Genomic DNA, 24,142 nt, shown 5'->3' on the forward strand with positions numbered 1-24,142 from the left:
GTGGCGGGGTGCGTACGGTGGAACTGGTCTGCTCGACGGGGTTGGACGCTGCGATCCGGACGGCCTGGAGTCGGTTGGCGGCCGCCAGGTTGCCCAGCCTGGCCCGCAACATCCATCCGACCAACCGGCCGCATCTGACCCTCGCCGCCGTCGACGAGTTCCCGGCCTGTGTCGAACACCGTCTCGCCGAGTTGTTCGACGCCGCGCTGCCGGTGCCTGTCACGCTCGACCGGGTAGTCGTCCTCGACGGCAGCGCCCCGCTGGTCTGGCTCGTACGACCCACACCGGCGCTTACCGCGCTGCACGCGGCGGTCTGGGACGTCCTCGCCGAGGCCGCTGGGCAGCGCCCCTGGCACGCCCCGGGAGCGTGGGTGCCGCATCTCAGCCTGGCGCTGCGCTTCCGCGACGCGGACCTGCGGCTGGCCCGCGCCGTGACCGGTGGGCAGCGCCCGACGGGCTCGTTCGACGCGGCCCGCAGCTACGACGGCACGGACCGTTCGGTGACCCCGTTGACCCGTCCGCCGGTGTGACCTTGCGGTCTATCGTGTGGCGATGTCCGAGCAGTGGTCGCTGACCGTCGACTGCGCGCACCCGCGCGAGCTGGCCGCGTTCTGGTGCCTCGCGCTGGGGTACGCCCCGGCCGCACCACCGGAGGGGTTCACCACCTGGGAAGCGTGGCAGACCCACTTCAAGGTTCCCGAGGAAGAATGGGACGACGGCGCTTTCATCGAGGACCCGAACGGCGTCCGGCCCGGTGTGTCGTTCCTGAAGGTGCCGGAGCCGAAGGTGGTCAAGAACCGCATGCACTTTGACATCCACGCCGGCGGCGGCCGCCAGGAGCCGTTCGAGGTGCGCTGGCCGCGGGTCCAGGCGGTGGTGGACAGGTTGGTGGCGGCGGGCGGGGCCGTGCTCCGGGTGGACGAACTCGACGGGACGCCCGACCACGTGACGATGGCCGACCCGGAGGGCAACGAGTTCGACGTCCTCTAGGCCGTTCGGTCGGGCAGTCGGCCGTGCGCAGTCAGTTGCCGCCTCCACCGCCGTCGCCGCCCCCGACACTGAACCCGCCTCCGCCTCCGCCGCCGCTCTCGCCCGCGCCGCCGGCGTACCCGTGTCGGCCGTCGTTGAAGGGCAGGTCGCCGCGAATGCCGCGCGGCTTGGGTCGTTTACCCGGCCCCCCGAGGTGTTGCAGGCAGACCCGGTTGGCGGCCGGGAAGCATTCGCCACGGCCTCCGCAGTCGGCCAGGTAGCGGTTGCCGTCCGGGATGCTGAGCTCCTGGTCCACCCGGAACAGCAGGGGAAGACCGGTCGGGCCGCAATCCTCGTCCCGGCGGCCGTGGCTCAGCGTGGCGAGCAGCGGGGCGCCGCCTGTCGCGGACCCCGCCTGGTGGGGCAGGAGGCGCCCGAACGCGGCGTCGCAGAAGGCGGCGTAGTCCTGCGTGTGCAGGGTCAGCTCCCGCCACAGCTCGCCCGCGACCACCGACGGCATCGCCAACGTCGCGCCGGTCTGGCGGGCGGTGAGCCGGAACCACTGCCGGGTCGCGGTCTCGACGAGCACGAGGTCGTCCTCGCTGAGCTGGGGATACCGATTCCGTAGATGCTCGCGCCCGCTGGCGGGAAACCGTAGGTCGGACACTGCGCGGAGTCGGCGAGGGGTGCGGTCGCTGCGGAACGTCGTCCAGTTCATGCGGCACGTCCATCCGCCCAAGGTGCGAGCGCTAGGGCCCCGACCTGCCGAAGTGGCGTCGCGGCCGCTTCAGGGTAGGGCAGGAGGCCAAGGCCGCACCGTTGAGCGCACCCCGCCTGGTCCGGGCGCGACCTACTCTCGCCAGCCGGTCAGTTCCACTCCCTTGGCCAGCTCTACCCGGAAACCGATGGCGATCTCACCGCTGTCGCCCGGGGCGAGCGACAGCCGCCAGGCCAGCTCGCCCAGCTCCGTACGCTCCGTCGGCGCCGGTGCCAGGTTCGTCTCCCGCACCACCACCGCCTCGTCGCGGGAGACCGGCAACTGGTCGCGTACCTCGACCGTCGCCGGCCGCGGCGTGTGGTTGGCGACGGTGATCCGGTAGTCCACCTCCCGCCGCCGCGTCGACCCGAGCGTGGCCTTGGTCTCCGAGCGCCGGTGCAGCTTCCGCTCCACCCGCAGCCGGTCGTCGACCCCGAGCCCCAGCTCGATCTCCTCGCCCGGCGCCCACGTCGGCAGTTCGGTGGCCGCGACGAAATCGGCGCCGTGGAACACCGCCGCCGGACCGGGCAGCATCGTGTGATCCGACGTGTTGCGTACCGTGGCACGCAGGTGCGCCTCGGCGGCGCGGACCGGCACGGTCACGTGGTCCAGTCGGGCCGGCAGCTCCAGCACGGCGATGGTGGCTCGGTGCGCGCTGCCGTCGGCCGGCACGGCTGCCGGACGGGCCGGCCGGTAGGTGGCCGCGCTGACGCCCTGCTCGACCTGGGCGACGCTCTCCTTCATCCGGGGCAGGGGTGCGGCGGACCGCGCCGGTGCCCCGCCGGGTGCCGGTGGCGACATCCCGGCAGGCACGGCCCTCGCCGCGGGCCCGAAGGGCTCCGGCCGGAACCGGTCGAGATACCAGGGCGACATTTCGGGTACGGCTGTCGCCGCGGCGGGCCGGGCGGTGGAGAGCCGCAGCTCGCACTCCGGCCAGTCCTCCCCGGTGTTCTGGCTGACCAGCCCGAACCAGGTGACGGTCACGGTGTCCTCGACCAGCCGCAGGTCATAGGAGGGTCGCCACACCGCGCCGTCGACCAGGTAGGTCAGCTCCAACTCCACCTCCGCGTCGTCGGCCGTGACCGAGACCGTCACCTCGGCGGCCAACCGGTCCGGCGTCCGTTTGCCGCGTGCGGCTTTGAGGTCGCGCTCGACCGCGGCCAGCTCCGCGGCCAGGTCGGTGCGCCGCCGAGACAGCCCGCGCCGTCGGCCGCGTGACTCGGCGAGCTGACCGGCCACCGCGTCGGTGAAGGCCGCCACGTCGGTAGGCGCCGCGTCGCCGGAGGCCAACGCCCGGGCGTACGTGCCACCGGCGCGCTCGGCCAACCGGGTGAGGAACTCCCCGCGCTGTTCCTCGATCCCGTCCGCGTCCTCGACCTCGGCCAACTCGTCGGCCAGCTCGCGGTGTCGCTCTTCGAGGCCGACGATCTGCGCGTCGGCGCTGCGGGCCTGCCGCCAGGTGGTCACGTCCACGCCGAGTACCGTGGCCGCGCCCCGACCACCGACCCGGATGGAGTCGCGCCGCAGGCCGAGGGGGAGCGGCGCGATGCGTACGCGGTGCTCGCCGGCGGGCAGTCGAGGGTTGCTCCGGCGGGTGACCCGGGCCCGGTCCGGGTAGACGGTGACGCCGATGATGGGTGCGGCTATCTCTGTGCTCTCCACGGCGCGAGGGTAGTCCCAGTTCCCTGTCCGGACGGCCCGGAGCTTGCGCCCCGGGCCGTCCGGAACCGGTCAACGGTAGAAGCGCAGGTAGTCGAATTCCGCGGTGACCGCCGGTTCGGCACCGCCGTGCGCGACCAGCCCGATCCGGGGGGTGGTGTCGGCCGGGAACGTCCACACCGCACCCCAGGTCCAGGTACGTCCGTCGCGGCTGGACCCGGCCCGGAACTCGTGCTCCCCGGTGGCCCTGTCGACGTGGTGCGCCAACCGGAGCCAGGTGGTGGTGGCCGGCGTGCCGACGATGCTGCCGCCGTACACCGGCTGGCCGGCGAAGGGCAGCTCGTAGCCGTACTCGACCTGGCGGGTGTTCCAGATCGCCACCTGGGTCAGGCGGGCGAACCTGTCGTCGTCGACGTAGGCGACCAGGCCGGCCTGCTGGTAGTTGCGGACGGTCTCCTCGCCCAGGTCCAGCGTCACGGCCGTCTCGGCGACGTAGTCGCCGCTCGGGGCGTCGCGCAGCAGCACGCCTGCCGTGTTGCCGGTGCCGGTCAGGTCGGCGGCCTGCACGGGCCAGCGCAGCGCCCCGTCGGCGACGGTGGCGGCCGGATCCGCGCGTACCCACTGCCAGCGGTCGTCGAGCCCGTCGCCGAACTCGTCGGAGTATGCGGTGAGGCGTGGGCCGACCCGAGGTTCGGGCACCGCCCGCCTGGCCGGTTGGTACAGCCGTGCCACGCTTACGTTGTCGAACTCGGCCGTGCCGCCGCCGGCCGTCAGTCCGGGTCGGCCGGCGACGGGGCGGTCCAGCCGCAGCGACACCACGGCGAGTTGGTCACCGAGGCGGGCGGGGCTCAGCTCGGCGGTGAGCTGCTGTCCGCGTACCTCGATGGCCAGGTTGTGTGGGTTGCCCAGGTCGAGCCCGGCGGGCAGCGGCGTGCTGGCCTGGCGGCGGCCGTCGCGGGCGACCAGCCGGCCGGCGGCCGCGTCCACCCGGACCTCGACCCGGTCGCCGAGGGTGACCCCGGCGCTTGTCGCGCCGGTGAGCCGCAGGTCGGCCTCCGCACGCACGTCCGACCCCACCGTGGTACGGCTGGTGATTGCGCCGCTGCCGTTGAGCCGGCCGTCGGTGACCCGCCACTGGCCGGCGCGCTGCCAGCCGGCGAGGCTCGCGCTGTCGAAGCGCTCGTCCACGCGGCCGGTCGTGACAGGCGCGGGTCGGGCGCCCTCGGACGGGCCGACGCCGGCGTTCACCGTCGGCCAGCCGTCGATCCAGTCCAGGCGGTCGAGCAGCATCGGCCGCTCGTTGATGCCGAAGGGCTCGTCGAGGTACGGGTCGGCGCGGTCGATGGCGTGGTAGACGATCCAGTCCTGACCGGACAGGTCGGTGAGGAACCCGTTGTGCCCGGTGCCGATCCAGCGGTTGCCGTTCTGGGTGAGCACGGGCGTGCCGCCGGCCCGGGACGCGGTCAGGGCGACGCCCCCGCGGTCGGTGAACGGGCCGCGGGGGCTGCGCGCGCGCCCGACCTGGACGGAGTAGCCGGTGGCCGGGCCGGCGCAGCAGTTCGCCGTGGACGCGAACAGGTAGTACCAGCCGTCGTGGCGCAGCACGTAGCTGCCCTCGAACTTGTTGTCGATCGCCACAGGCGTCGGCGTGCCTACCGCGCGCAGGCCGTCCGGGCTGAGTTCGGTGACCGAGATGCCGCCGTAGTAGCTGCCGTAGTAGAGGTAGGCGCGGCCGTCGACGTCGGTGAACTGGCTCGGGTCGATGGTCCACAGCCAGCCGCCACCACCGCCCGGGCGCGGGGCGACGACGGGCTCGTCGGCGAAGGTCCACGGCCCGGTCGGGCTGGGGGCGGTGGCCGCGCCGATGGCGTAGTCGCTGCCCTCGGCGGAGACGGTGGTGTCGGTGACCGTCACGTACATGACCCAGCGGTCGCCCAGGCGGCGCACGTCGGGCGCCCAGTACGCCGCGCCGGACGCCGCGTAGGGCGGGCGCTGGTCGGGGCCGAAGGCGTCGCCGACGAACGTCCAGTAGACCAGGTCGGCCGAGCGGGCGGTGGGCACCCGGTGGAACACGCCCTCGCCCTCGCGCAGCGGGTCGGTGGTGCCGTAGGCGTACCAGAAGCCGTCGTCGCCCCGGACGACGACCGGGTCGGCGAAGGTGTCGCCGACGTCGGCGGAGACCGGGTTGCGGTAGCGGGGCGGGCCGTCGGATCCGGCGGCCGACGTGGACGGGGGCACGGCCAGGAGCAGACCGAGCACGGCGGCGAGCGCGCCGCCGCGGCGGAGATGTCGCATGTGGACCTGCCTCGGGGGAGTGGGCGGTGTGCCCTCCGTTCTTACAACGTTGGATACAACGTTGTAAAGAGTTTGCGATGCCACCTCCCTAGACTGGGCCGATGAGCACAGGCACCGACGGTCGGGCGATGGCCGAGCTGGCCGCCCTGCTGGCCGACGGCACCCGGGCCGGCATCTGCGTGGCGTTGCTCGACGGCCGGGCGTGGACGGCGGGTGAGCTGGCCCGGCGGGCCGGGGTCGCCCCGTCGACAGCAAGCGACCATCTCAACCGCCTGGTCCGGGGTGGGCTGCTCGTCGAGGAACGGCAGGGCCGGCACCGCTACCTGCGTCTGGCCGGGCCGTCGGTGGCCCAGCTGATCGAGGATCTGGCCGGGCACGCGCCGAGCGCGCCCACACCGACCGGGTCACTGCGCACGGCGAACGCCACCGCCGCCCTGGCGTACGCGCGGACCTGCTACGACCACCTCGCCGGGCGGCTGGGCGTGCTGATGTACGACGCGCTGCTGGCCGACGGCCGGCTGGACCGGGCCAGTGGACTGGCGCTGACCGCCGACGGCTGGGCCTGGCTGACCGGACTGGGCGTGCCGGTCGACGAGCTGCGCGCCACCCGACGCCCGCTGGTACGCGACTGCCTGGACTGGACCGAACGCCGCCCGCACCTGGCCGGGGCGCTGGGCGCGGCGCTCTGCCGTCGCTTCACCGACCTGGGGTGGACCACTCGGGGCGGCGGCCGGGCGATCCGCCTCACCGCCACCGGACGCCCCGCCCTCGCCGCCGCGCTGTCCGTTCCGGAACACAGGCTCGCCCCGCCCGCGTCGCCCACCGGTCGCCGCGCCTGACCGGTCGGCACCAGGGCTGCCCCTGCTGCGCGATCGTGCGCCTTCTCCAGCGGCATGACACCCATGCCGACGACCGAAACCCCTCCCTTCTTCACACGCGGATCGTTCGGTGAGGGCCGAACGGTTCGGGTCCTACGGTCGGGCGGTGACCGACACCTGGCCCGTCATCGCGCCCGCCCCGGAAACACCTGCGTGCGGGCCGCCCGCGCTCGACGCCGACGGCGTGTGGTGGGTGACGCGCCACGCCGACGTGCGGGCCGCGCTTACCGATCCAGCGTTCCAGGTGCCGGCCGTCGAGACCGGCCCGCCCGGCGCGCTCGCCTGGTTGCGCGCCTCGGTCAGCCGGTTCAGTCCGCCCCAACGGCACGCCGAACGCCGGGCGGTCGGGGTCGGCGCGCTGGCCGCGCTGGACCCGGACGAGCTGCGCCACGAGGCGGCCCGGCTGACGATGACGATCCTGGACCGGGCCGGTGACCGCCTGGACGTGATGACCGAACTGGCCCGCCCGGTGCCGTTGCGGGTGCTGGCCCGGCGGCTGGGTTTCTCGGAACCGGTCGCCGCCGGGACGGCGGTGGAGGTCGTTGCCACCGCGTACCACCCGGGTGTTGACCCTGCTCTCGTCGCGCGGGCCGACCGGGCGGTGGCGGCGCTGCTGGCGCTCACGCCGGAAGGCCCCCCGGAGGTACGGGCGAACCTGATCGGTCTGCTGGTCCAGGCGTGCGACGCGACCGCCGGCCTGATCGGCGCCGCCGCCCACCACGTGCTCTCTCCGGCCGTCCCGGTCGCGGCGCGGACCGCCGACCTGCTGACCGAGGTGCTGCGCCTCGACCCGCCGGTCCGGGCCACCCGACGGGTCACCGTCGACGCGGTACGACTGGGCGGACGGGACCTGCCGGCGGGCGGCCCGGTGCTGGTGCGCTTCGACGCGGCCAACCGCGACCCGCGGGTTTTCGCCGAACCGGAGGTGTTCCGACCCGGCCGCCCGGGGGCCGATCTGCTCACGTTCGGGGCGGGGGAGCGCGGCTGCCCCGGCGACCGGCACGCCCTCGCCCTGGCCGGCGGGGTGCTCGACGTGCTGCGGGAACGCTGCCGGCGCACCCCGACCCCGCTGCGCCACGAGCCGCACCCGGTCCTGCGGGTGCCGACCCGCCTGGAGGTGAGCGTCCGATGACCGAGCGCCGTGCCGCGTTCCACGCACTGCACCACACCGGCCGTCCCCTGCTGCTGCCCAACGCCTGGGACCACGCCTCGGCGGCGGCGCTCGCCGCGCGCGGCCACCCGGCGATAGGCACCACAAGCCTCGGCGTCGCCGCGACCGCCGGCCTTCCCGACGGCGCCGCGGCCACCGCGGGGGAGACCCTGGCGCTGGCCCGGCGACTGGCTCGACTGCCGGTGCTGCTCAGCGTCGACGTGGAGGCCGGGTTCAGCGACGACCCGGCGGAGGTCGCCGGGTACGTGACGGAGCTGGCCGGCCTCGGCGTGGTCGGCATCAACCTGGAGGACGGGCGCCCGGACGGCACTCTCGCCGAACCCGAGTGCGTCGCCGACACGATCGCGGCGGTGAAGGCGGCGGTGCCGGACCTGTTCGTCAACGCGCGTACCGACACGTGGTGGCTCGGGGTGGCCGACCCGCTGCCAGAGGCCCTCGCCCGTGCTCGCGCCTACCGGGCGGCCGGCGCGGACGGCATCTTCGCGCCGGGAACCGTCGACCCGGCGACGCTGCGCGTGCTCACCGAACGACTCGACGCGCCGGTCAACGCGCTGTACCAACCGGGCGGGCCGGGTCTGGCCGAGCTGAGCCGGGCCGGGGTGGCGCGGGTCAGCACCGGCTCCCTGCTGTTCCGAGCCGCCCTGGGCGCCGCGGTCGAGGCCGCCGACGCCGTCCGAGCCGGCGGAGTCGCCGTGGCGGCGGGACTGCCGTCGTACGCCGAGGTGCAGGGCCTGGTGGCGACGGACGGCGACTGACGGTCCCCGTCGGCGCGCGGTGGCGGTCGCGTCCGTTCGGGGGGAGATCGGAGGATTGTTCGGTCTGTGCCCGGTCCCGATGATTACGGTGTGTTCAGGGCGATCTACCCAGCGCCGTGACCGGAGAAGGGACCCCGTCATGCGAGTGCCCAGCCGTAGTCCGGGCCAGCAGCCCGGACCGCCCGCGTCGCCCACCGCCCCCGCCCGCCGCAGGCCGCCCAGCACCGCCGCCCGCCGGCTGCCCACCGCCCCACCCGACCTCGCCGCCTACCGCGCGGCCGTGGCCGACCTGCTGGTCGAGGTGGGCGCCCTGGCCGACGCGGCCAGCGCCCGCGCCCGCCAGGTGCTCATCGACGAGCGGCTGCGCGAGCCGGCCATGGCGGCCGTGCTCGACGCCACCCCGCAGGGCCTGCTCGGCGCGCGCGAGACGTTGCTGCTGGAGATGGCCCGCTACCAGCCGAACGACCGCACCTCCGCCCGGGACCTCACCGCGCTGGTCCGGATCTACCTGCTCTCCCGCATCGACGTGCTGTGGTGGCAGAACGCCCCGATCTTCGTCACCGACGACCAGGTCAACGGCAGCACGGACCTCGTCGACCTGGAGTGGCTGCGCCGTCGGGATCTGCTGCGCTTCCGGTACCAGCAGCAACCCGCCACCCTCCTGGGCCGCGCCGCGCGCGGACTGCGTCGGCGACTGCGACCCGACGCGAGCCCGCACACCGCCGGGCTGCTGTTCCGTCGTGCCCGCCGGGAGGTGGTGGCCCTGCTCAACGAGCTGGGCCGGGAGTTCGCCGCCGCCACGCCACCGGCCACCCCGCCGCTGTGGGTGACAAGCCTCGTCCGCAGCACCGAACACCAGTACCGGCTGCGTCGCCTGGGCTACGCCGCGATGCTGCCCAGCGGGCACTGCCTCGGCTACTCGGCGGACGTCGAGCTGGCCTGGTTCGAGCGGTTCGGCGCGCGCGACACCCTCGCGGAGCTGCTGCTGGCCCGCCAGGACGCCGGCGAGCTGAACGTCATCGACGAGGGTCAGGCGTGGCACCTGTGTCTCGCGCCCGCCGACCGGCGTCGGCTGCGCCGGGCGTACGAGGCCGAGATGGGGGTCTGAGCCCGTGTGCGGCATCGCGTTGAGCCTCGGCCCCGAGGCCGACCCGGCGACCTTCCGGCGGATGCTCGCCGTCCTCGCCCCGCGTGGCGAGGTCACCGAGACCCGCTCCGAGAACGGGCTGCTCGCCGGCACCCGCCGACTGCGCGTCGTCGACCGGGACCGGGCGGTGCAGCCCTGGACCTCGACCGACGAGCGCTGGCTGCTCTGCTTCAACGGCGAGATCTTCAACCACCGGGAGTTGCGCGCGCAGCTCACCCGGCTCGGGCAGGTGTTCCGCACCGACAGCGACACCGAGGTGCTGCTGGCCGCGTTCCAGCAGTGGGGCGAGTCGGCGGTGACGCGGCTGCGCGGCGAGTACGCCTTCGCGATCGTCGAACGCGCCACCGGCCGGGCGTACCTGGCCCGGGACCCGCTCGGGGTGAAGCCGCTCTACTGGTCCCGGCGGCCCGGCTGCCTCTACCTCGCCTCCGAGGTGAAGGCGCTCGTCGGGCACCACGCCCCGGTCGCCGAGGTGCCGCCCGGGCATCACGGCTGGGCCGAGCCGGACGGGCCGGTGCGGCTGCGCCCGTACGTCGACCTGCTCACCATTGGCGCGGGTCTGCCGGTCATCGACGACCCGGACGAGGCCACGGTGCTTGTCCGGGCCGCCCTGAGCGACGCCATCCGAATGCGGGTGGAGACCGACCTGACCGTCGGGGTGGTGCTCTCCGGCGGGCTGGACAGCTCGTTGACGCTTCGGCAGGTGCGCGACATCCACCCGGACTGCGTGGCCGTGACCGTCGGCGTGCCGGACAGCCCCGACGTGGCGTACGCCCGGCGGCTCGCCGCCGACCTCGACGTGCCACACGTGGTGGTCGAGCTGCGCCCCCGCGACATCCGGCTGGCCGACGTGCGCGAGGCCATCCGGATCTCCGAGCTGACCGAGTACGGCGACATCATCAACGCCGTCGTCTCGGTGCCGATCTTCCGGCGACTGCGCGACCTGGGCGTCAAGGTGGTGCTCACCGGCGACGGCTCCGACGAGCTGTTCGGCGGGTACCCCATGTATCGCCAGGTCGACCCGATCGCGTCGCGTCGGCTGTTCCTGCACCGCATCCGCAACCTGTGCCGTACGGAGTTGCAGCGCGTCGACCGGACCGCCATGGCGCACGGGGTGGAGGCGCGGGTGCCGTTCCTCGACCTCAGCGTGGTGGAGTTGGCGATGCGTCTGCCGCTGGATCTGAAGGTGCGCGACGGCCAGGAGAAGTGGATCGTGCGGCGGGCGTTCGCCGACGTGCTGCCCGACTACGTCCTGCGCCGGCCGAAGAACCCCATGTCGTACTCCACCGGGCTGCACGAACGGGTCCGGCTCTACAAGCCGCTGTTCGCCCGGATGCACAGGTCGTTCGGTTACGACCTGCTGGAGCCGGTCCGCCGGGATTTCGACACAGTGCTCAGCCGCTGCGGCAACGACCTGGACCGGGCCATCGCCGACGGGATGAACCGACCCGACTACACGGTCCTGGAACACGCCCGCGACCTGGTCGGGGCGGCGAAGTGGAACGCCGCGCCGATGGTCCGCCGGCTGGTCGGCCCGCGACCCCCTCGCCGCTGAAACCTCTCGGTCACGCTTGACTCTGACACCGTGTCAGGGACGAGCGTGAGGGGATCATGTTCACCATCGGAGACTTCGCCCGACTGGGCCGCGTGTCGGTACGGATGCTGCGCCACTACGACAGCATCGGCCTGCTCCGGCCGGCCAGTGTCGACGCGCACACCGGCTACCGCTTCTACCGGGCGGACCAGCTGCGTCGGCTCAACCGGGTGATCGCCCTCAAGGACCTGGGTCTCACCCTGGACCAGGTGCGGGCGATCCTGGACGACGCCGTCGACGTGGCCGAGTTGCGGGGCATGCTGCGGTTGCGCCGTAGCCAGCTGACGGCGCAACTGGCCGCCGACACCGCCCGGCTCGCGGCCGTCGAGGCGAGGCTCCGGATGATCGAATCGGAGGGTCGGATGACCACCCAGGACGTCGTACTCAAAAAGATCGCGCCGGTGCGCGTCGCGGAGCTGACCGCCGTCGCGCCCAGCTATGCGAGCCAGGACATCGGCCCGGTGATCCAGCCGCTCTACCCGGAGCTGTTTCGCAGGCTGGCCGAGGCCGGGATCACGCCGACGGGCCCGGCCATCGCCTGGTACGAACCCGCCGCCGACGACGACGGCGACGCGGTGGTCGTGCACGCCGGGGTGACAGTCGGCGCCGGCGTTTCGGCACTTCCCGACCTGGCGGTACGGGACCTGCCGGCGGCGGGCACTGCCGCGACGATCGTCCACCATGGCGCCATGGACGACGTCGAGCAGAGCATCGAGGTGCTCGCCCGGTGGATCGAGGAGAACGGTTACCGCACCGACGGGTTCGCCCGCGAGGTGTACCTGGAATATTGCCAGGACGCCCCGGAGCAGGGCGTCACCGAACTCCAGCTCATCGTCGACCGCGCCTGACCGTCGCGCTGCCGTCGCGTCCTCGTCAAAAGGACGCGACGGCAGTCGGGTTCCGGACAGCCCGTGCGTTCAGGGGGACGGTTTCCCGCAGCCGATATGGCCTCTGAGCTGGGAAAACTGCTAGAACCGCAATAGATACGTCGCGCGATACGCGAAAGTCGTTTCGCGAGCGACGGATCGCGTCTCTACCAGTCGCCCTGCGGCCGGGGGCACCAGGCGTGTGGCCACCGTGGATGGACCCGGTCGCCCGCCTTCTTCCTCCATCCGTTGTGGGCCTCGTCCCCCGGAGAGGGAGAACATCGATGTCCCCACTGCTCCGCGCCCGTCCACGGGTTGTCACCGCGTGCGCCGCCATCCTGGCGTTGCTCGTCAGCCTGCTGGTCGCCCCCACGGCGGCCTCGGCCCGTGCCCCGAGCCGTACACCCACAGCCGCGTCCGCGCCGGTCACCGCGCCGGCCGCCGCCCTGGAGCGGGTGGCCGTGGCAGCCGCCCCGGCGCAACCACCTGCCGCTCCGGCGACGCCCTTCGCGTCCTGGCGGGCGGGCACCGCGACCGTGCACTGGAAGGCGCCCGCCGACCACGGCGCCGCCCTCACCGGCTACGTGGTCACCGCCTACCGCAATGCCAAGAAGGTGAAGACGGCGACCTTCGACGCGTCGAAGACCAGCCAGAAGGTCGAGGGTCTGACCGCCAAGGGCACCTACACCTTCACCGTCGCCGCGAAGAACGCCGAGGGCACCGGCCCGGCCAGCAGGGCGTCCAAGGGCGCCAAGATCATGGCCCTGCCCGGCGCGCCGACCATCATCGCGGTCACCGCCGACACCGCCACGGCTCTGATTAGCTGGAAGCCCGGCCCGAACGGCGGGTCACCTATCACCGGCTACATCGTCACCCCGTGGGTCGGCGGCAAGCGCCAGCCGGCCCAGACCTTCGGGGCGTCCACCACCAACACGGTCACCGGCCTGTTCCCCACCACCGCCTACCGCTTCACGGTGGCGGCCCGCACCGCCGAGGGCACCGGTCCCGAGTCCGTCCTGTCGGACGAGGTGATCGCGAACGTCTCGCCGACGCTGCTGTTCGACCACCCGAACGACGCGACGGTCGGGATCGCGTACACCGCCACCCTGAACATCACACACGGCGTGCCGCCCTACACCTGGAGCGTCGACTCGGGCACCCTGCCGCCCGGCATTTTGCTGAACCCCGTCACCAACGGCATCTCCGGCGTGCCGACCACCGCGGGGACCTATCCGGTGGTGATCCGGGTCGTCGACGCGGACGGCGAGACCGGCACCCGGCTGATCACCCTGGTGGTCAACAAGGCGCCGATCCTGAGCTTCCCGGCGCCGCCGCTGGGTGAGGTCGACGCGCCCTACTCCGAGCAGCTCAACGTGATTGGCGGCACCGGGCCGTTCACCTGGTCCCTGCCTTCCGGGTCGCTTCCGCCCGGGCTGACCCTCGACCCGACGACCGGCCTGCTGTCCGGCCGGCCGACAACTGTCGGCGCGTACCCGTCGACGGTGCGGGTGACCGACGCCAACGGCTTCGCCGCCAACCGGGCGATCCGGATCCTGATCCAGCCCAAGAGCGTGGCCACGCTGAGCGTGTCCACAAATGCCATCAACTTCGGCAGCTCGGTGCAGTTCCAGGTCATCGTCGGCCCCGGCGTCGCCGAGGGCAGCGTGACCCTCATCGACGAACTGCCCAACGGGGTGGAGACCCCACTGGGCACCTTCCCGCTGAACCTGAACGTGGCCACCTTCCAGGTCTACGTGCCGGCGTTCGGGCACAACCAGTTCCGGGCGCAGTACGACGGGACCGGCCCGCTGGGCGAGGCGGTGTCCAACGAGGTCGCCATCGAGGTCTCGGCCGCACCCCGCCAGCTGGTCATCGACCAGTTCGCGCAGTCTGGCATCAGCGGCATCGCCGACCAGTTCGTCTCCATCGTCAACGGCACGGCGATCAACCTGCCGATCGCCGGGTTCAAGGTCGAGGCGCCCGGCGGACTGTCCGTCACCATCCCGGGCAGCGCGCGGCCGCTGCCGCCCAAGCGGGGCTACCTGATCGCGGCCACCAACTACTCCCTGTTCAACATCCAACCCGACCTCATCGTCCCGAGCCTCGGCCAGGGCGGCTTCCGGCTTGTCGCACCGGACGCGGCCCACACGGTCACCGACCGGGCCGGGTCGACACCGGGCTTCTCCGAGGGACCGCCGCTGCCCGCCTTCAACTCACCGCCGTTCGTCCCCTACGCCTGGAACCGACTCCGGATCGGAGGCAACCTGAAGGACACCGCCAACAACGTGGCCGACTTCCGGCTGGTCGCCACCGTGCTCGGGCCGATCAACGGGGTCCCGTCCACACTCGGTAGTCCGTCACCGCAGAACACGCTGGGCACCTACCAGCAGAACGCGGCGGTGCAGTCGACGCTGTTCGACCCGAACGTGGCCGTGTCGGCAGCGCCGAACCGGGTCCGCACCGCGACCAGCCTGGTGATCCGCCGGACACTTACCAACAGGTCGTCCGCGCCGATCACCCAGGCCCGCATCCGGATCACGTCGGTGAGCGCGGAGAACGGCGCACCGTACCCCGGTGGGTCGTCGCCGCAGGTGCACTCCAACCTGCGGCTGGTCAACCCGGCCAACGCGACCACCTCGATCACCATCAGCGACGGCCGGACGTTGCTGGTGCGCAACCTGTCCATGGACACGCCGGCCACCAGCCCGCCGGGTGGTGGGCTGGGCACCACCCTGACGATCCCCATCGACCTGGGTGGGCTCGCGCCGGGCGCGTCGATCCACATCGCGCTGACCCTGGCGGTGGACACACCCGGATCGTGGTGGCTGGCGTACGACGTCGACGCGCTCGGCGGGGGCGTCGTCCCCACTGTCGCGGCGTCGGCGAAGGGCGAGAAGGCGGCCAAGCAGCGCGCGGCGGAAGCCAAGCGGCTGAAGGAGTCGCAGAAGCTGACGGTCGACAGCGGCACGCTGCGCTGACGCTCGACAGATGAGGGTGCGGGTGGCGCGTCACCACGAGCGCCACCCGCACCGTGTCCGTGCCAATGGTCGTTGACCAGCGCATGAACGGGGGAACCATGCCCACATCCGGCCGAGCGGCGTACGGGCTGCGGGTGCACGGGTTGGACGAGGTCGGCGACCTCCCACCGGCCGACGACGCCGCCCTGGACTGGCCCGCGGTGCGGGTCGGTCAGTGCGACACACCCCCACCACCGCCGGTGCCGTTGGACGACAGGCGGGGCACGAGGGTCCTCGCCGACGGGCGTACCCTCGCCGTCGACCGGGAGCACGGCACCGCGACCTTCTACGGGCCGCCGCTCACCCCGGACGTGCTGGCCCACCCCTACCTCGCGCCGGTGGCGACAACCGTCAACAGGTGGGCCGGGCGGGAGGCGTTCCACAGTGGCGCGTTCGTCCTGGCCGGTCGCGCCTGGGCGGTGCTCGGCCCGCGTACCGCAGGCAAGAGCAGCCTGCTCGCGGCCCTGGCCGCGCGGGGTGTGCCGGTGTTGGCCGACGACATCCTGGTGACCGACGGCGTCGCCGCGTTCGCCGGTCCGCGCTGCGTCGACCTGCGGCAGCCCGTGCCGGGGGTGACGCTGCCCACCCGGCGGGTGCGCGCCGGTGACCGGCTGCGGGTCGGGCTGCCCCCGATCGCGCCTCGCGTCCCGCTCGGTGGCTGGCTGTTCCTGCGCTGGGGCGCGGCGGTGGGCCTGACCCGGCTGCCGCAGGCCGTCCTGCTGGCCCGGCTCGCCGGCCTGCGGTCGTTCGGCGAGTTGCCGTCCGATCCGGTGGCGCTGTTGTCGATCGCGGCCCTGCCGGGATGGGACCTGATCCGGCCACGTGACTGGGCCGGCCTCGACGCCACCCACCGACTGCTCGCCGAGACGATCGCCGCCAGCCGAGCCGTGGGGTCGATCCGATGACCGGCGTGTCGGAGGCGGTGCGCTGCCTGAGCCTCGACGCGGCCGCCGTGACCCTCAGCGCGGCACTGGCCGAGCGCGGCGTCGACACCGTCCTGCTCAAGGGCGCGGGGCTGGCCCGCCGGCTGGGTCAGGAGCGGCACCGCGTCTACACCGACATCGATCTGCTGGTCGCCCCGGAGTCGTTCGACCGTGCGCAGGCGGCACTTGCCGACCTCGGCTGCCGCAGCGCCCTCCCCGAGGGTCGACCCGACCACCGTTCGCACTGGTACGAGCGGCCGTGGCTGCTGCCCGGCCCACTGGCCCTCACCGTCGACCTGCATCGCGGTTTCCACGGGGTGGGCGATCCCGAGGCACTCTGGGCGGTGCTGTCCGCCTCGGCGGAGCGCATCGCGCTGGCCGGCGGCACGATCGCCGTACCCGACGAGGCGGGAGCGGCCCTGCTGGTGGCCTTGCACGCCGCCGCGCCGGGGTTGTCCAACCGGCCGCGCGCCGATCTGACGCGGGCCGTGGAGGTCCTTCCCGCCGGGACCTGGCGGGCGGCGGCCGACCTCGCCGAGCGGACCGGGGCGGTCGCGTCGTTCGCACTCGGCCTGCGCCTCATCCCGGCCGGCGCGGCCCTGGCCGCCACGCTGGCCCTGCCCGGGCCCGGCTCGGCGGCGCTGTGGCTGCGGGCCCACCGGGCATCTCCCGGTGCGGTGGCGCTGGCCCAACTCGCCGAACTGCCCACGGTGCGCGGCCGGCTGCGGCACCTCGGGCCGCGACTGTTCCCGACGTCGGCGTCGATGCGTCACGCCAGTTCGCTGGCCCGGCGCGGCCGGGTCGGGCTGCTGGTGGCGCACCTCACCCGGCTGGCCCGAAACGCCGGGCGGCTCCCGACCATGCTGGCCGAGGTGCGCGAGGCCCAACGCCACAAGAGCCGCTGACCGTGCCCGGCTGATCCCACCCGGTGCCGGCCTCCTGCGTCACGGCCGCACCTCCACGCCGATGTCGGACACCGTGGCCGGGCCCGCCGGCTCGGCCGGGTACGCGGCCAGCCAGAGCTGTTGCACCAGGCTCGCCGTGCCGCCCGGGATCGGCCAGCGCGACCACAGGTCCCGCAGCCGGTCCGGGTCCACCAGGTTGGCGTCGGCGCCGGTGCCGTCCCACGACCGGACGAACTCCCGCGTCGGCTCCCGCAGGAACACGTCACGAAACCGTGCCTTCCGGCGCGGCGCGATGACCTCCGCCGGCAGGGCGTCCCCGACGATCTCCGCGAGCAGCGCGTCCCGCCCCACCCCGCGCCGGTCGCCGCCGCAGTGCGCCACCGCGGCCAGGAACCCCTCGTCGAGCAGTGGCTGGATCGCCGCCGCCTGGTGATCTCCGGCCATCCTGGACAGTGCGGAGCAGGTCAGCAGCAGGTCTCGACGGCGGGCGTGCCAGGCGATCCGGTGTCGCAGCCGGCGCGGCTCGGCGCGCTCCTCGGCCCGGTGCGCCCGCTGCACGTCGCGGGCCACCTCGGGGCGCAGCCACCCGAACTGCTCCACCGGCCCCTGCCGCGTCCGTAGGTCGTGGCGCAGCCACCAGAGTCGGGCGCGCAGCGAGGTCGCCGGCGGGCGGCGCCACCCGGCCAGGATCTGGTCCCCGCCGCCGCCGGTCAGCAGCGAGCCGCCGGCGGCCAGCTCGGCGAGGGGCAGGTGCAGGTGCAGGTTGACCGGATGGACCACCCCGTAGCGGCGCAGCAGCCGGCGGGCGACAGGCCCCACCAGATCCAGCTCGTCGTCGGCCCGCAGGATCTGCCAGGAGCCGTCCAGACGCAGCGCCCGGATCACCCGCTCCTGCCAGTCGGACTCGTTGGCCCGGGGCGCCCCGGCGAACCGCCAGGTGACCGGGACCGGGTCGGGCAGACCCTCCCGGCGGGCGGCCCGGACGGCGACCGCCAGGACCAGCGACGAGTCCAGTCCGCCGGAGAAGCTGACCACGCACGGCGGTCGGGCCAGGCCGGGCAGCACGGCGGCGTCGAGCGCGCCGAGCGGATCCGGCGGGCCGGTGGGCATGGGCCGACGCGGCAATGGCGATCCGGTCGGCGTGGGCCGACGTGGCGGACCGACACCCAGCACCGTTCCGGTGGAGATGTCGAACGAGGTCGGACGGAGCACTGTCACCTCAGTCGCGTTTCAGGGTGCCCCGGCGGGCGGCGACGCGCAGCGCCCGCCCGAAGGCCCAACTCGCCATCGGCAGCAGGAGGGCGGTGGCCACCAGCAGCGCGGCTGCCGACCCGGCCCAGTGACCGCCGGTGAGGGCGGCGCGCAGGCCGTCCAGGGCGATCCGGCTGGGCAGCACCGCGGTCAGCGTCGGCAGCGGGCCGGGAAGCTCGGACACCGGAAAGTACGTGCCGGACACGAAGGACAGCCCGACGACGACGAGACGAGCGGCGCCGTCGCCGTGCCCGAGCGCGATGGTGAACGCCGCCAACCCGATACCGACGCCCATCATGGCCGCGCTGCCGGCGATAAGCACCGCCGTCACACCCCACCAGTCGGCGTGCTCGGTGCGCAGGCCGAGCACCGTGGCGAGGATCGCCAGGTAGACGCCGGAGCGCAGCAACACGAACAGGAACGGGTAGCCCGCGGTCCCGATGGCCAGCGCGGGAACCGGAACGGGTTGCGCCGCCAGCAGTTCCAGGGTTCCACTGCGCTGTTCCCGGATCACCCGGCCGGTCAGTTGGGTGCTCGCGGCCTGGAGGACGAGCAGGAAGGTGATGCCGACCGCCACGAAGTCGAAGTAGCTGGGCGAGCGGGTCAGGTCGGTGCCGGTGGCCGGCGTCAGCACCCGGGAGATGAACAGGAAGACGACCAGGTTCACGACGCCGAAGGCGACGTCCAGCAGCAGTGGCAGCCGGAACTGACGCGGGTCGCCGAGGTCGCGACGGACCAGCGCGAGGACCATGCCTACCGCGTTGGCCCCGCCCGCCCCGCCCCTGCCCGCCCGGCGGCCGGTGGCGCGGGTGGCGGTGACGGCGGTCGGGGTCATGCCGCCGCCGCGAGCGTCAGGGCCGACTGGCACCGGCGTCGGTCGTCGGCGTGGTGCGAGGCGATCACGCAGCTCAGCTCGGGTCGCCGGTCCAGCGCCTGCCACAGCAGCAGCCGGGAGGGATCGTCGAGCGACCGGCTGGGCTCGTCGAGCAGCAGCAGGGCGGGCGCGCCCACCAGGGCCCGCGCGATGCTCACCCGGGCCCGCATTCCCGCCGAGCAACGCTCCACCGGGACGGTGGCGTAGCCGGTCAGGTCCAGTTCCTGCTCAAGGTCGGCGACGGCCGGGGCCACGGCCCGCCGGGGCAGCCGGAGTCGGGCGACGAGAGCCAGGTTCTCCCGCGCCGACAGTTTCTCGTACAGGCCCTGCTCCGGGGCGAGACACACACCTGTCAGACGTCTCGCGGGCAGCGATCCGACGGGGTGGCCGCCGACGGTGACCTGTCCGGCGCTGAGGGTCAGCGTGCCGGACAGGCACCGCAGCAGTGTGGTCTTGCCGGATCCGTTGCTGCCGCCCAGAAGGACGCGGGCGCCCGCGGACACGTCGAGGTCGAGGTCCGTGAAGATCACCCGACGGCCGAACCGACGCTGGGCCCGGCGGACGGACAGCATCGGCGGTGTTCCCACTGCCGAAGACCGGTCAGAGCGAGCCGTCGCCTCCACCGCCCAGGCCGTCGTCCGGGCCCACCGTGCCGCCCTTGGTCAGCTCGGCGAGGGTGCCGAGGCGCCGGATCGTCGGCGGCCGGTAGTCCGGCACGGCCGTCTCGGTGGTCTCCAGCTCGCGGTGCGCTGTCATGGGTACTCCCTACTCGTATGGGTCCTGACCAGGATAAACGGTCATCCGGCACAGTATGGCGACAACACGACGACAAGGCCGAAAACACGCATCAGCGCCAGGTCCGATCGCCGCCAGCATCGTCGCCGCCACCGGGCCAGGCTGGACGCATGACGACCACCGCCACCTTCCACGTCCACGCCGTGCCGGCCGCCGCGCTCGACCTCGTCCGTCACACCGGCCGCGACGCCGCCGGTCACCCCGTCGAAGCGTGCCTGGCCGGCGGCGGGGAGCCGCTGCGCTGTTGTCTGCGCGACGCCGAGGCGGGGGAGGCGCTGCTGCTGTTCGGCTACGCCCCGCCGATCGACGCCGCCGCGTACCGGGAGATCGGGCCGGTCTTCGCGCACGCCGCCGCCTGCCCCGGCCCGGACCACGGCGGCGGCCACCCGCCGGCCTGGCGGGGACGCCCCCAGGTCCTGCGGGCGTACGACCGGGAGGGACGGATCTGCGGCGGCCGGCTGCACGACGGCACCGATCCGGAGGCGGTGATCGCGGAGCTGTTCGCCGACCCGCGGGTGCGCCAGCTGCACAGCCGCAACGTTGTCTACGGCTGCTTCATGTTCGTGGTGGAGCGGGCCGCCGGCTGACGACTGTCAGCTCACCAGCAGCAGCGCGCCGACCGCGGCGATCGTGCCGACGACGGCGAGCAGGGTGCTGGTCAGCACGAAACGTCGCACCGGCACCGCCACCCCGGCCGCCCGGCACCGTTCGAACCACAGCAGGGTGGCCAGCGACGCCCACGGCGCGGCAAGCGGGCCGACGTTCGTGCCGATCAGCAGGGCCAGCAGGCGGGTGTGGTCGGCGCTGGGCAGCACCGCCTCACCGGCCAGGTACGCCGGCAGGTTGTTCACCGCGTTGGCCAACAGCGCTCCGGTGCCGCCGGCCCGCAGCGCGCCGGCCGCCCCGCCGTCGGCGCCGACCAGATCGGCGACCAGGTCGTCCAGCCCGTGCCGGCCGAGGGTCTGCACCACCAGGAACAGGCCGACGACGAAGAGCAGCAGCCGTACGGGCACCAACTGAGCGCGCAGCGTCGTGGGGGAGCGGACCGCGAAGCCGAGCAGCACCAGCGCGAGCGCGACGCTGGAGGCGAGCCCGATCTCCACCCCGGCCAGGATGCCGGCGACGAAGAGCAGACAGCCGGCCAGCGCGATGCGGTGCAGCACCGGGTCGGCAGGCACGTGCGGTGCCGGCGGGACGAAGCGTCCGCCGACCGGCCGTTCGCGCCGCCACCAGGCGTACCAGAGCAGCACCATGGTCACCACCACGGCGGCGAGCTGCGGCAGCGCCATCCGTTCGGCGTACGCCAGCGGAGTGAGCCCGACCCGGTCGGCGGCCAGCAGGTTCGTCAGGTTGGACACCGGCAGCAGCAGGCTGGCGGTGTTCGCCAGCCAGACCGTGGTGACGGCGAGCGGCCCGGCCGGGACGCGCAGGCCGCGGGCCAGCGCGAGCAGCACCGGGGTGAGCAGCACGGCAGTGGTGTCGAGGTTGAGCACGAGTGTGGTGACCGTGGCGAGACCACCGCAGAGCAGGAACAGCGCCGCCCAGCGGCCCCGGGAGGCGATGGCCAGCCGGCTGGCCAGCACGTCGAAGACGCCCGCCACGGCGGTCAGCTCGGCCAGCACGATCACGGTGCCGAGGAAGAGCAGCAGCGGCAGGATGCGGTGCAGGGTGGCAGTGGTCTCGGCGCGGGGCAGCAGCCCGCTCAGCGCGCAGGCCGCACCGGCCACCGCGAGGACGACCGCCACCACGTCGAGCGGGTGGGGACGCCAGCGCGCGGTCGGCTCGGGCGGGGCCGGCGGCGCGCCAGCGGCAGACTTCACAGCTGACCACGGTCGCACAGAGCCCGGTCAGCCGGCCGCCAACCCCCGCTCAGGTGACCGGCCCCACCGTGGCGCCCCCGATCGAGGCGCGGGGCCTGGTCCATGCGGCGGACGTGGCCGGGCCCGGCCCCTCGACGAGAGACCGGGCCCGGATCGCGCGGTCGGTGCTACCAGCTCAGGTAACCGGGCTGGGTCTGCACGTTCAGCTCGTTGAACCGGACCAGGTTGGCCGTCCAGGTCCGCCAGTCGTTCAGCTCCAGGACGTCCAGGCCCTTCTGGATGTCGTTGGAGTAGATGTTGCCGTTGTAGTAGTACGTCGACCACGCGCCGCCGGTGATGGGCTCGGAGGCGGAGAGCGGGCCCCGCTCCCAGTACGCGATCTCCTTGGGGTGGCGCGAGTCGGTGAAGTCCCAGACGGAGATGCCGCCCTGGTACCACGCCTGCACCATGACGTCCCGACCGAGCACCGGGATCAGCGAGCCGTTGTGCGCCACGCAGTTCTCGGTCTCGGCGTTCGTCCGGGGGATCTTGTAGTAGCTGCGGAACGCCAACGTCCGGGCGTCACCGCGGCCGGTGATGTCGTAGATGGCGTCCGCCCCCCGGTTGGGGCCGACGGTCTCGTTGCAGGTGGCCGCCCCGCCGCCGCCCAGCTCGTCGGTGAAGACGACCTTGGTGCCGGCGTTGTTGAAGGTGGCCGAGTGCCAGAAGGCGAAGTTGGCCGTGTCCCGGACCTGGGTGATCAGGCGGGGAGCTTCCCGGTTCTTGATGTCGAGCAGGATGCCGTCACCCATGCAGGCGCCGGCGGCCAGGTCCTTCGCCGGGTACGCGGTGATGTCGTGGCAGCCGGTGGTCGCCGAGCCGGTCTCGCTGCCCGGGAAACCGCCGTCCGGGAAGAGGTTCGGCGTCGAGATGACCGCCGCCTGGGTCGGCGTCTTCACCGGCACCTTGACGATGGAGATGGAGTCGTGCGGCGGCTGGCAGTCGGGGAATTCCGCCCGCGGGCTGTACGACGAGACGTACAGGTAGACGTTCTTGCGGTCCTTGCCCGGCACCAGCGTGTGGGTGTGCGACCCGCAGGCGGTCTCCACCGACTTGATGTAGCGCGGGTTGGCCTTGTCGCTGATGTCGAAGACCTTGATGCCCTCCCACGACTCCTTCACGGAGGCGGGTTGGGCGACGCTCGCGCACGAGTCGTCACTGCGCGACGAGTCGGTGGAGACGAACAGCAGGTTGCCGTAGACGGAGATGTCGTTCTGCGAGCCCGGGCAGGACACCTGCGCGGTGATCTTGGGCGCGCTGGGCCGGGAGATGTCGTAGACGACGAACCCGTTGTAGTTGCCCGCGAAGGCGTACTTGCCCTGGAACGCCATGTCGCTGTTGAGCGCGGCCGTCGTGTCGAACGGCGCCTGCTTGGGGAGGTTGGCGATCTGCCGCAGGTTGGGGCTGCTGCGGATCTCGTCGACGCCCGGGATGTCGCTCGCGGCGGCCTGTGGTGCCGCCGCTGGCGCGGCCTCCTGGGCGCTGCTCGGCGTCGCCACGGCGACGCTTGTCAGCAGCAGACCTGTTGCGGCCAGGCTGACGATGCGGATTTGTCGGAGCCGTGCGGTGGTCGATCGGATCATCGGCGGCGCCCTTCGAAAGGGGATGGCGATGGTCGGTACCTTACCGACCGTCGGAGATCATCGATGTGACCCGGGTCACATCTGTGCCGACTCGTCAATGGATAGGATCGCTGCGACCTCGACCTGAGGGGGGTACGGCATGACTGTCCGACGTGGTCGGTTACTGGCCGTCGTCATAACGGCGGCCCTCATTGTGGTGCTGGCGGTGCTGGCCGTCCGGGCCACCGGCGACCCCGGCCGCCCAGCCGCCTCGGCCCGCTCGGCGTCGCCCAGTCCGACGGCGGCCAGCCCCACCGGCCCGCCGCCCCCACCGGTGCTCGTGCCGGGCCGCCCCGGCGAGCCCGCCGTCGCCCGCTCCGCCCAGGAGCTGCGCGACGACACCCCGCCGCGGCACAACGGCCTGGACACCATCTACGTCCAGATGATGATCCCGCACCACCAGCAGGCGCTGGAGATGAGCACGCTCGCCCAGGAGCGCGCGGCCGATCCCCGCATCCGCGCCTACGCCGACCGGATCCGCGCCGGCCAGGGCCCGGAGATCAAGGTCCTGCGCGGCTGGCTCGCCACCCGCGGACTGCCCGAGACGGCGCCCGGCCACGACCACGCCGGCATGCGGGGGATGCAGTCACCCGACGCGATGAAGCGGCTGAGCGCCGCCCGAGGGGTCGAGTTCGACAGGCTCTACATCGCGATGATGACCGACCACCACCAGGGCGCCGTCACCATGGCCACCGACCTGCTGTCGGTAGGCGTCGACGCGACACTCAACGAGCTGGCCACCTCACTCGCCACCGAACAGGCCATCGAGATCGCCCGCCTGCGCGAGCTGACCCCGCCCTGACCG

22 protein-coding genes are annotated in these 24,142 nt (G+C 73.4%); 13 read left to right on the plus strand and 9 right to left on the minus strand.

The features are described from left to right. Window positions 1-8: 8 nt before the first annotated feature. A complete protein-coding gene (locus ACGFIE_RS07905) occupies window positions 9-530 on the plus strand; it encodes a 2'-5' RNA ligase family protein (RefSeq protein ID WP_393292233.1) in 522 nt (173 codons plus the stop codon). Between the two features lie 22 nt (window positions 531-552). Beyond that, window positions 553-990 (plus strand): VOC family protein, encoded by a 438-nt coding sequence (locus ACGFIE_RS07910; RefSeq protein WP_393292235.1) that lies wholly within the window; start codon window positions 553-555, stop codon window positions 988-990. A gap of 31 nt (window positions 991-1,021) precedes the next feature. On the opposite strand, the gene ACGFIE_RS07915 is transcribed toward ACGFIE_RS07910, so the two are convergent. The 3 genes from ACGFIE_RS07915 to ACGFIE_RS07925 form a co-directional block, all read right to left on the minus strand. Continuing rightward, window positions 1,022-1,558 carry a hypothetical protein gene (locus tag ACGFIE_RS07915; RefSeq protein WP_393292237.1) on the minus strand — a complete coding sequence of 179 codons (537 nt, stop codon included), beginning with the start codon at window positions 1,556-1,558 and terminating at the stop codon, window positions 1,022-1,024. 261 nt (window positions 1,559-1,819) lie between these two features. Continuing rightward, the gene (locus ACGFIE_RS07920) at window positions 1,820-3,388 is read right to left on the minus strand and encodes a DUF4139 domain-containing protein (protein ID WP_393292240.1); all 1,569 of its coding nucleotides are present in this window, start codon (window positions 3,386-3,388) and stop codon (window positions 1,820-1,822) included. A 69-nt stretch (window positions 3,389-3,457) separates the two neighbouring features. Next, entirely contained in the window at window positions 3,458-5,680 is a 2,223-nt protein-coding gene (locus ACGFIE_RS07925; protein ID WP_393292242.1) for a family 43 glycosylhydrolase, read from the minus strand. A gap of 101 nt (window positions 5,681-5,781) precedes the next feature. Between ACGFIE_RS07925 and ACGFIE_RS07930 the strand changes: the two genes are divergently transcribed. The 9 genes from ACGFIE_RS07930 to ACGFIE_RS07970 all read left to right on the plus strand — a co-directional run bounded on the left by ACGFIE_RS07930 (window position 5,782) and on the right by ACGFIE_RS07970 (window position 16,936). Further along, on the plus strand, window positions 5,782-6,519 hold the full coding sequence (locus ACGFIE_RS07930; protein WP_393292244.1) for an ArsR/SmtB family transcription factor: 738 nt from the start codon (window positions 5,782-5,784) through the stop codon (window positions 6,517-6,519). A 145-nt stretch (window positions 6,520-6,664) separates the two neighbouring features. After that, entirely contained in the window at window positions 6,665-7,690 is a 1,026-nt protein-coding gene (locus ACGFIE_RS07935) for a cytochrome P450 (RefSeq protein WP_393292247.1), read from the plus strand. Next, window positions 7,687-8,484 (plus strand): isocitrate lyase/phosphoenolpyruvate mutase family protein, encoded by a 798-nt coding sequence (locus ACGFIE_RS07940; RefSeq protein WP_393292249.1) that lies wholly within the window; start codon window positions 7,687-7,689, stop codon window positions 8,482-8,484. The genes ACGFIE_RS07935 and ACGFIE_RS07940 overlap by 4 nt, the downstream gene beginning before the upstream one ends. A gap of 139 nt (window positions 8,485-8,623) precedes the next feature. After that, a complete protein-coding gene (locus ACGFIE_RS07945; RefSeq protein WP_393292251.1) occupies window positions 8,624-9,592 on the plus strand; it encodes a hypothetical protein in 969 nt (322 codons plus the stop codon). Window positions 9,593-9,596: 4 nt separating this feature from the next. Further along, window positions 9,597-11,186 (plus strand): asparagine synthetase B family protein, encoded by a 1,590-nt coding sequence (locus ACGFIE_RS07950; RefSeq protein ID WP_393292252.1) that lies wholly within the window; start codon window positions 9,597-9,599, stop codon window positions 11,184-11,186. A gap of 56 nt (window positions 11,187-11,242) precedes the next feature. Further along, window positions 11,243-12,073 carry a MerR family transcriptional regulator gene (locus ACGFIE_RS07955; RefSeq protein WP_393292254.1) on the plus strand — a complete coding sequence of 277 codons (831 nt, stop codon included), beginning with the start codon at window positions 11,243-11,245 and terminating at the stop codon, window positions 12,071-12,073. 302 nt (window positions 12,074-12,375) lie between these two features. Beyond that, window positions 12,376-15,069: a fibronectin type III domain-containing protein gene (locus tag ACGFIE_RS07960; protein ID WP_393292257.1), complete on the plus strand. Its 2,694-nt coding sequence runs from the start codon at window positions 12,376-12,378 to the stop codon at window positions 15,067-15,069. A gap of 98 nt (window positions 15,070-15,167) precedes the next feature. Then, the gene (locus ACGFIE_RS07965; protein WP_393292260.1) at window positions 15,168-16,013 is read left to right on the plus strand and encodes a hypothetical protein; all 846 of its coding nucleotides are present in this window, start codon (window positions 15,168-15,170) and stop codon (window positions 16,011-16,013) included. Then, window positions 16,010-16,936, plus strand: coding sequence for a nucleotidyltransferase family protein (locus ACGFIE_RS07970; RefSeq protein WP_393292262.1), 927 nt, complete (start codon window positions 16,010-16,012; stop codon window positions 16,934-16,936). Before ACGFIE_RS07965 ends, ACGFIE_RS07970 begins: the two co-directional genes overlap by 4 nt. A gap of 39 nt (window positions 16,937-16,975) precedes the next feature. On the opposite strand, the gene ACGFIE_RS07975 is transcribed toward ACGFIE_RS07970, so the two are convergent. The 4 genes from ACGFIE_RS07975 to ACGFIE_RS07990 all read right to left on the minus strand — a co-directional run bounded on the left by ACGFIE_RS07975 (window position 16,976) and on the right by ACGFIE_RS07990 (window position 19,817). Further along, complete coding sequence (locus ACGFIE_RS07975) at window positions 16,976-18,046, minus strand: asparagine synthase-related protein (protein ID WP_393292263.1); 1,071 nt, start codon at window positions 18,044-18,046, stop codon at window positions 16,976-16,978. Window positions 18,047-18,155: 109 nt separating this feature from the next. Next, on the minus strand, window positions 18,156-19,022 hold the full coding sequence (locus ACGFIE_RS07980) for an ABC transporter permease (protein ID WP_393292265.1): 867 nt from the start codon (window positions 19,020-19,022) through the stop codon (window positions 18,156-18,158). After that, window positions 19,019-19,633: an ATP-binding cassette domain-containing protein gene (locus tag ACGFIE_RS07985; RefSeq protein ID WP_393292267.1), complete on the minus strand. Its 615-nt coding sequence runs from the start codon at window positions 19,631-19,633 to the stop codon at window positions 19,019-19,021. Before ACGFIE_RS07985 ends, ACGFIE_RS07980 begins: the two co-directional genes overlap by 4 nt. A 28-nt stretch (window positions 19,634-19,661) precedes the next feature. Then, the gene (locus ACGFIE_RS07990) at window positions 19,662-19,817 is read right to left on the minus strand and encodes a lasso RiPP family leader peptide-containing protein (protein WP_266242711.1); all 156 of its coding nucleotides are present in this window, start codon (window positions 19,815-19,817) and stop codon (window positions 19,662-19,664) included. Between the two features lie 149 nt (window positions 19,818-19,966). On the opposite strand from ACGFIE_RS07990, the gene ACGFIE_RS07995 reads away from it, so the two are divergent. After that, window positions 19,967-20,443 (plus strand): DUF1203 domain-containing protein, encoded by a 477-nt coding sequence (locus ACGFIE_RS07995; protein WP_363687991.1) that lies wholly within the window; start codon window positions 19,967-19,969, stop codon window positions 20,441-20,443. 6 nt (window positions 20,444-20,449) lie between these two features. Here the strand turns inward: ACGFIE_RS07995 and ACGFIE_RS08000 are convergent, their stop codons facing one another. Both ACGFIE_RS08000 and ACGFIE_RS08005 read right to left on the minus strand, forming a co-directional pair. Beyond that, window positions 20,450-21,676 (minus strand): SLC13 family permease, encoded by a 1,227-nt coding sequence (locus ACGFIE_RS08000; protein WP_393292270.1) that lies wholly within the window; start codon window positions 21,674-21,676, stop codon window positions 20,450-20,452. Window positions 21,677-21,843: 167 nt separating this feature from the next. Next, entirely contained in the window at window positions 21,844-23,298 is a 1,455-nt protein-coding gene (locus ACGFIE_RS08005) for an LVIVD repeat-containing protein (protein ID WP_393292271.1), read from the minus strand. A gap of 139 nt (window positions 23,299-23,437) precedes the next feature. Here ACGFIE_RS08005 and ACGFIE_RS08010 point away from each other — a divergent pair, with 139 nt between their 5' ends. Continuing rightward, window positions 23,438-24,139 (plus strand): DUF305 domain-containing protein, encoded by a 702-nt coding sequence (locus tag ACGFIE_RS08010; protein WP_393292273.1) that lies wholly within the window; start codon window positions 23,438-23,440, stop codon window positions 24,137-24,139. Window positions 24,140-24,142: the final 3 nt, after the last annotated feature.

Source organism: Micromonospora sp. NPDC049275, assembly GCF_043197115.1.
Classification (GTDB): domain Bacteria; phylum Actinomycetota; class Actinomycetes; order Mycobacteriales; family Micromonosporaceae; genus Micromonospora.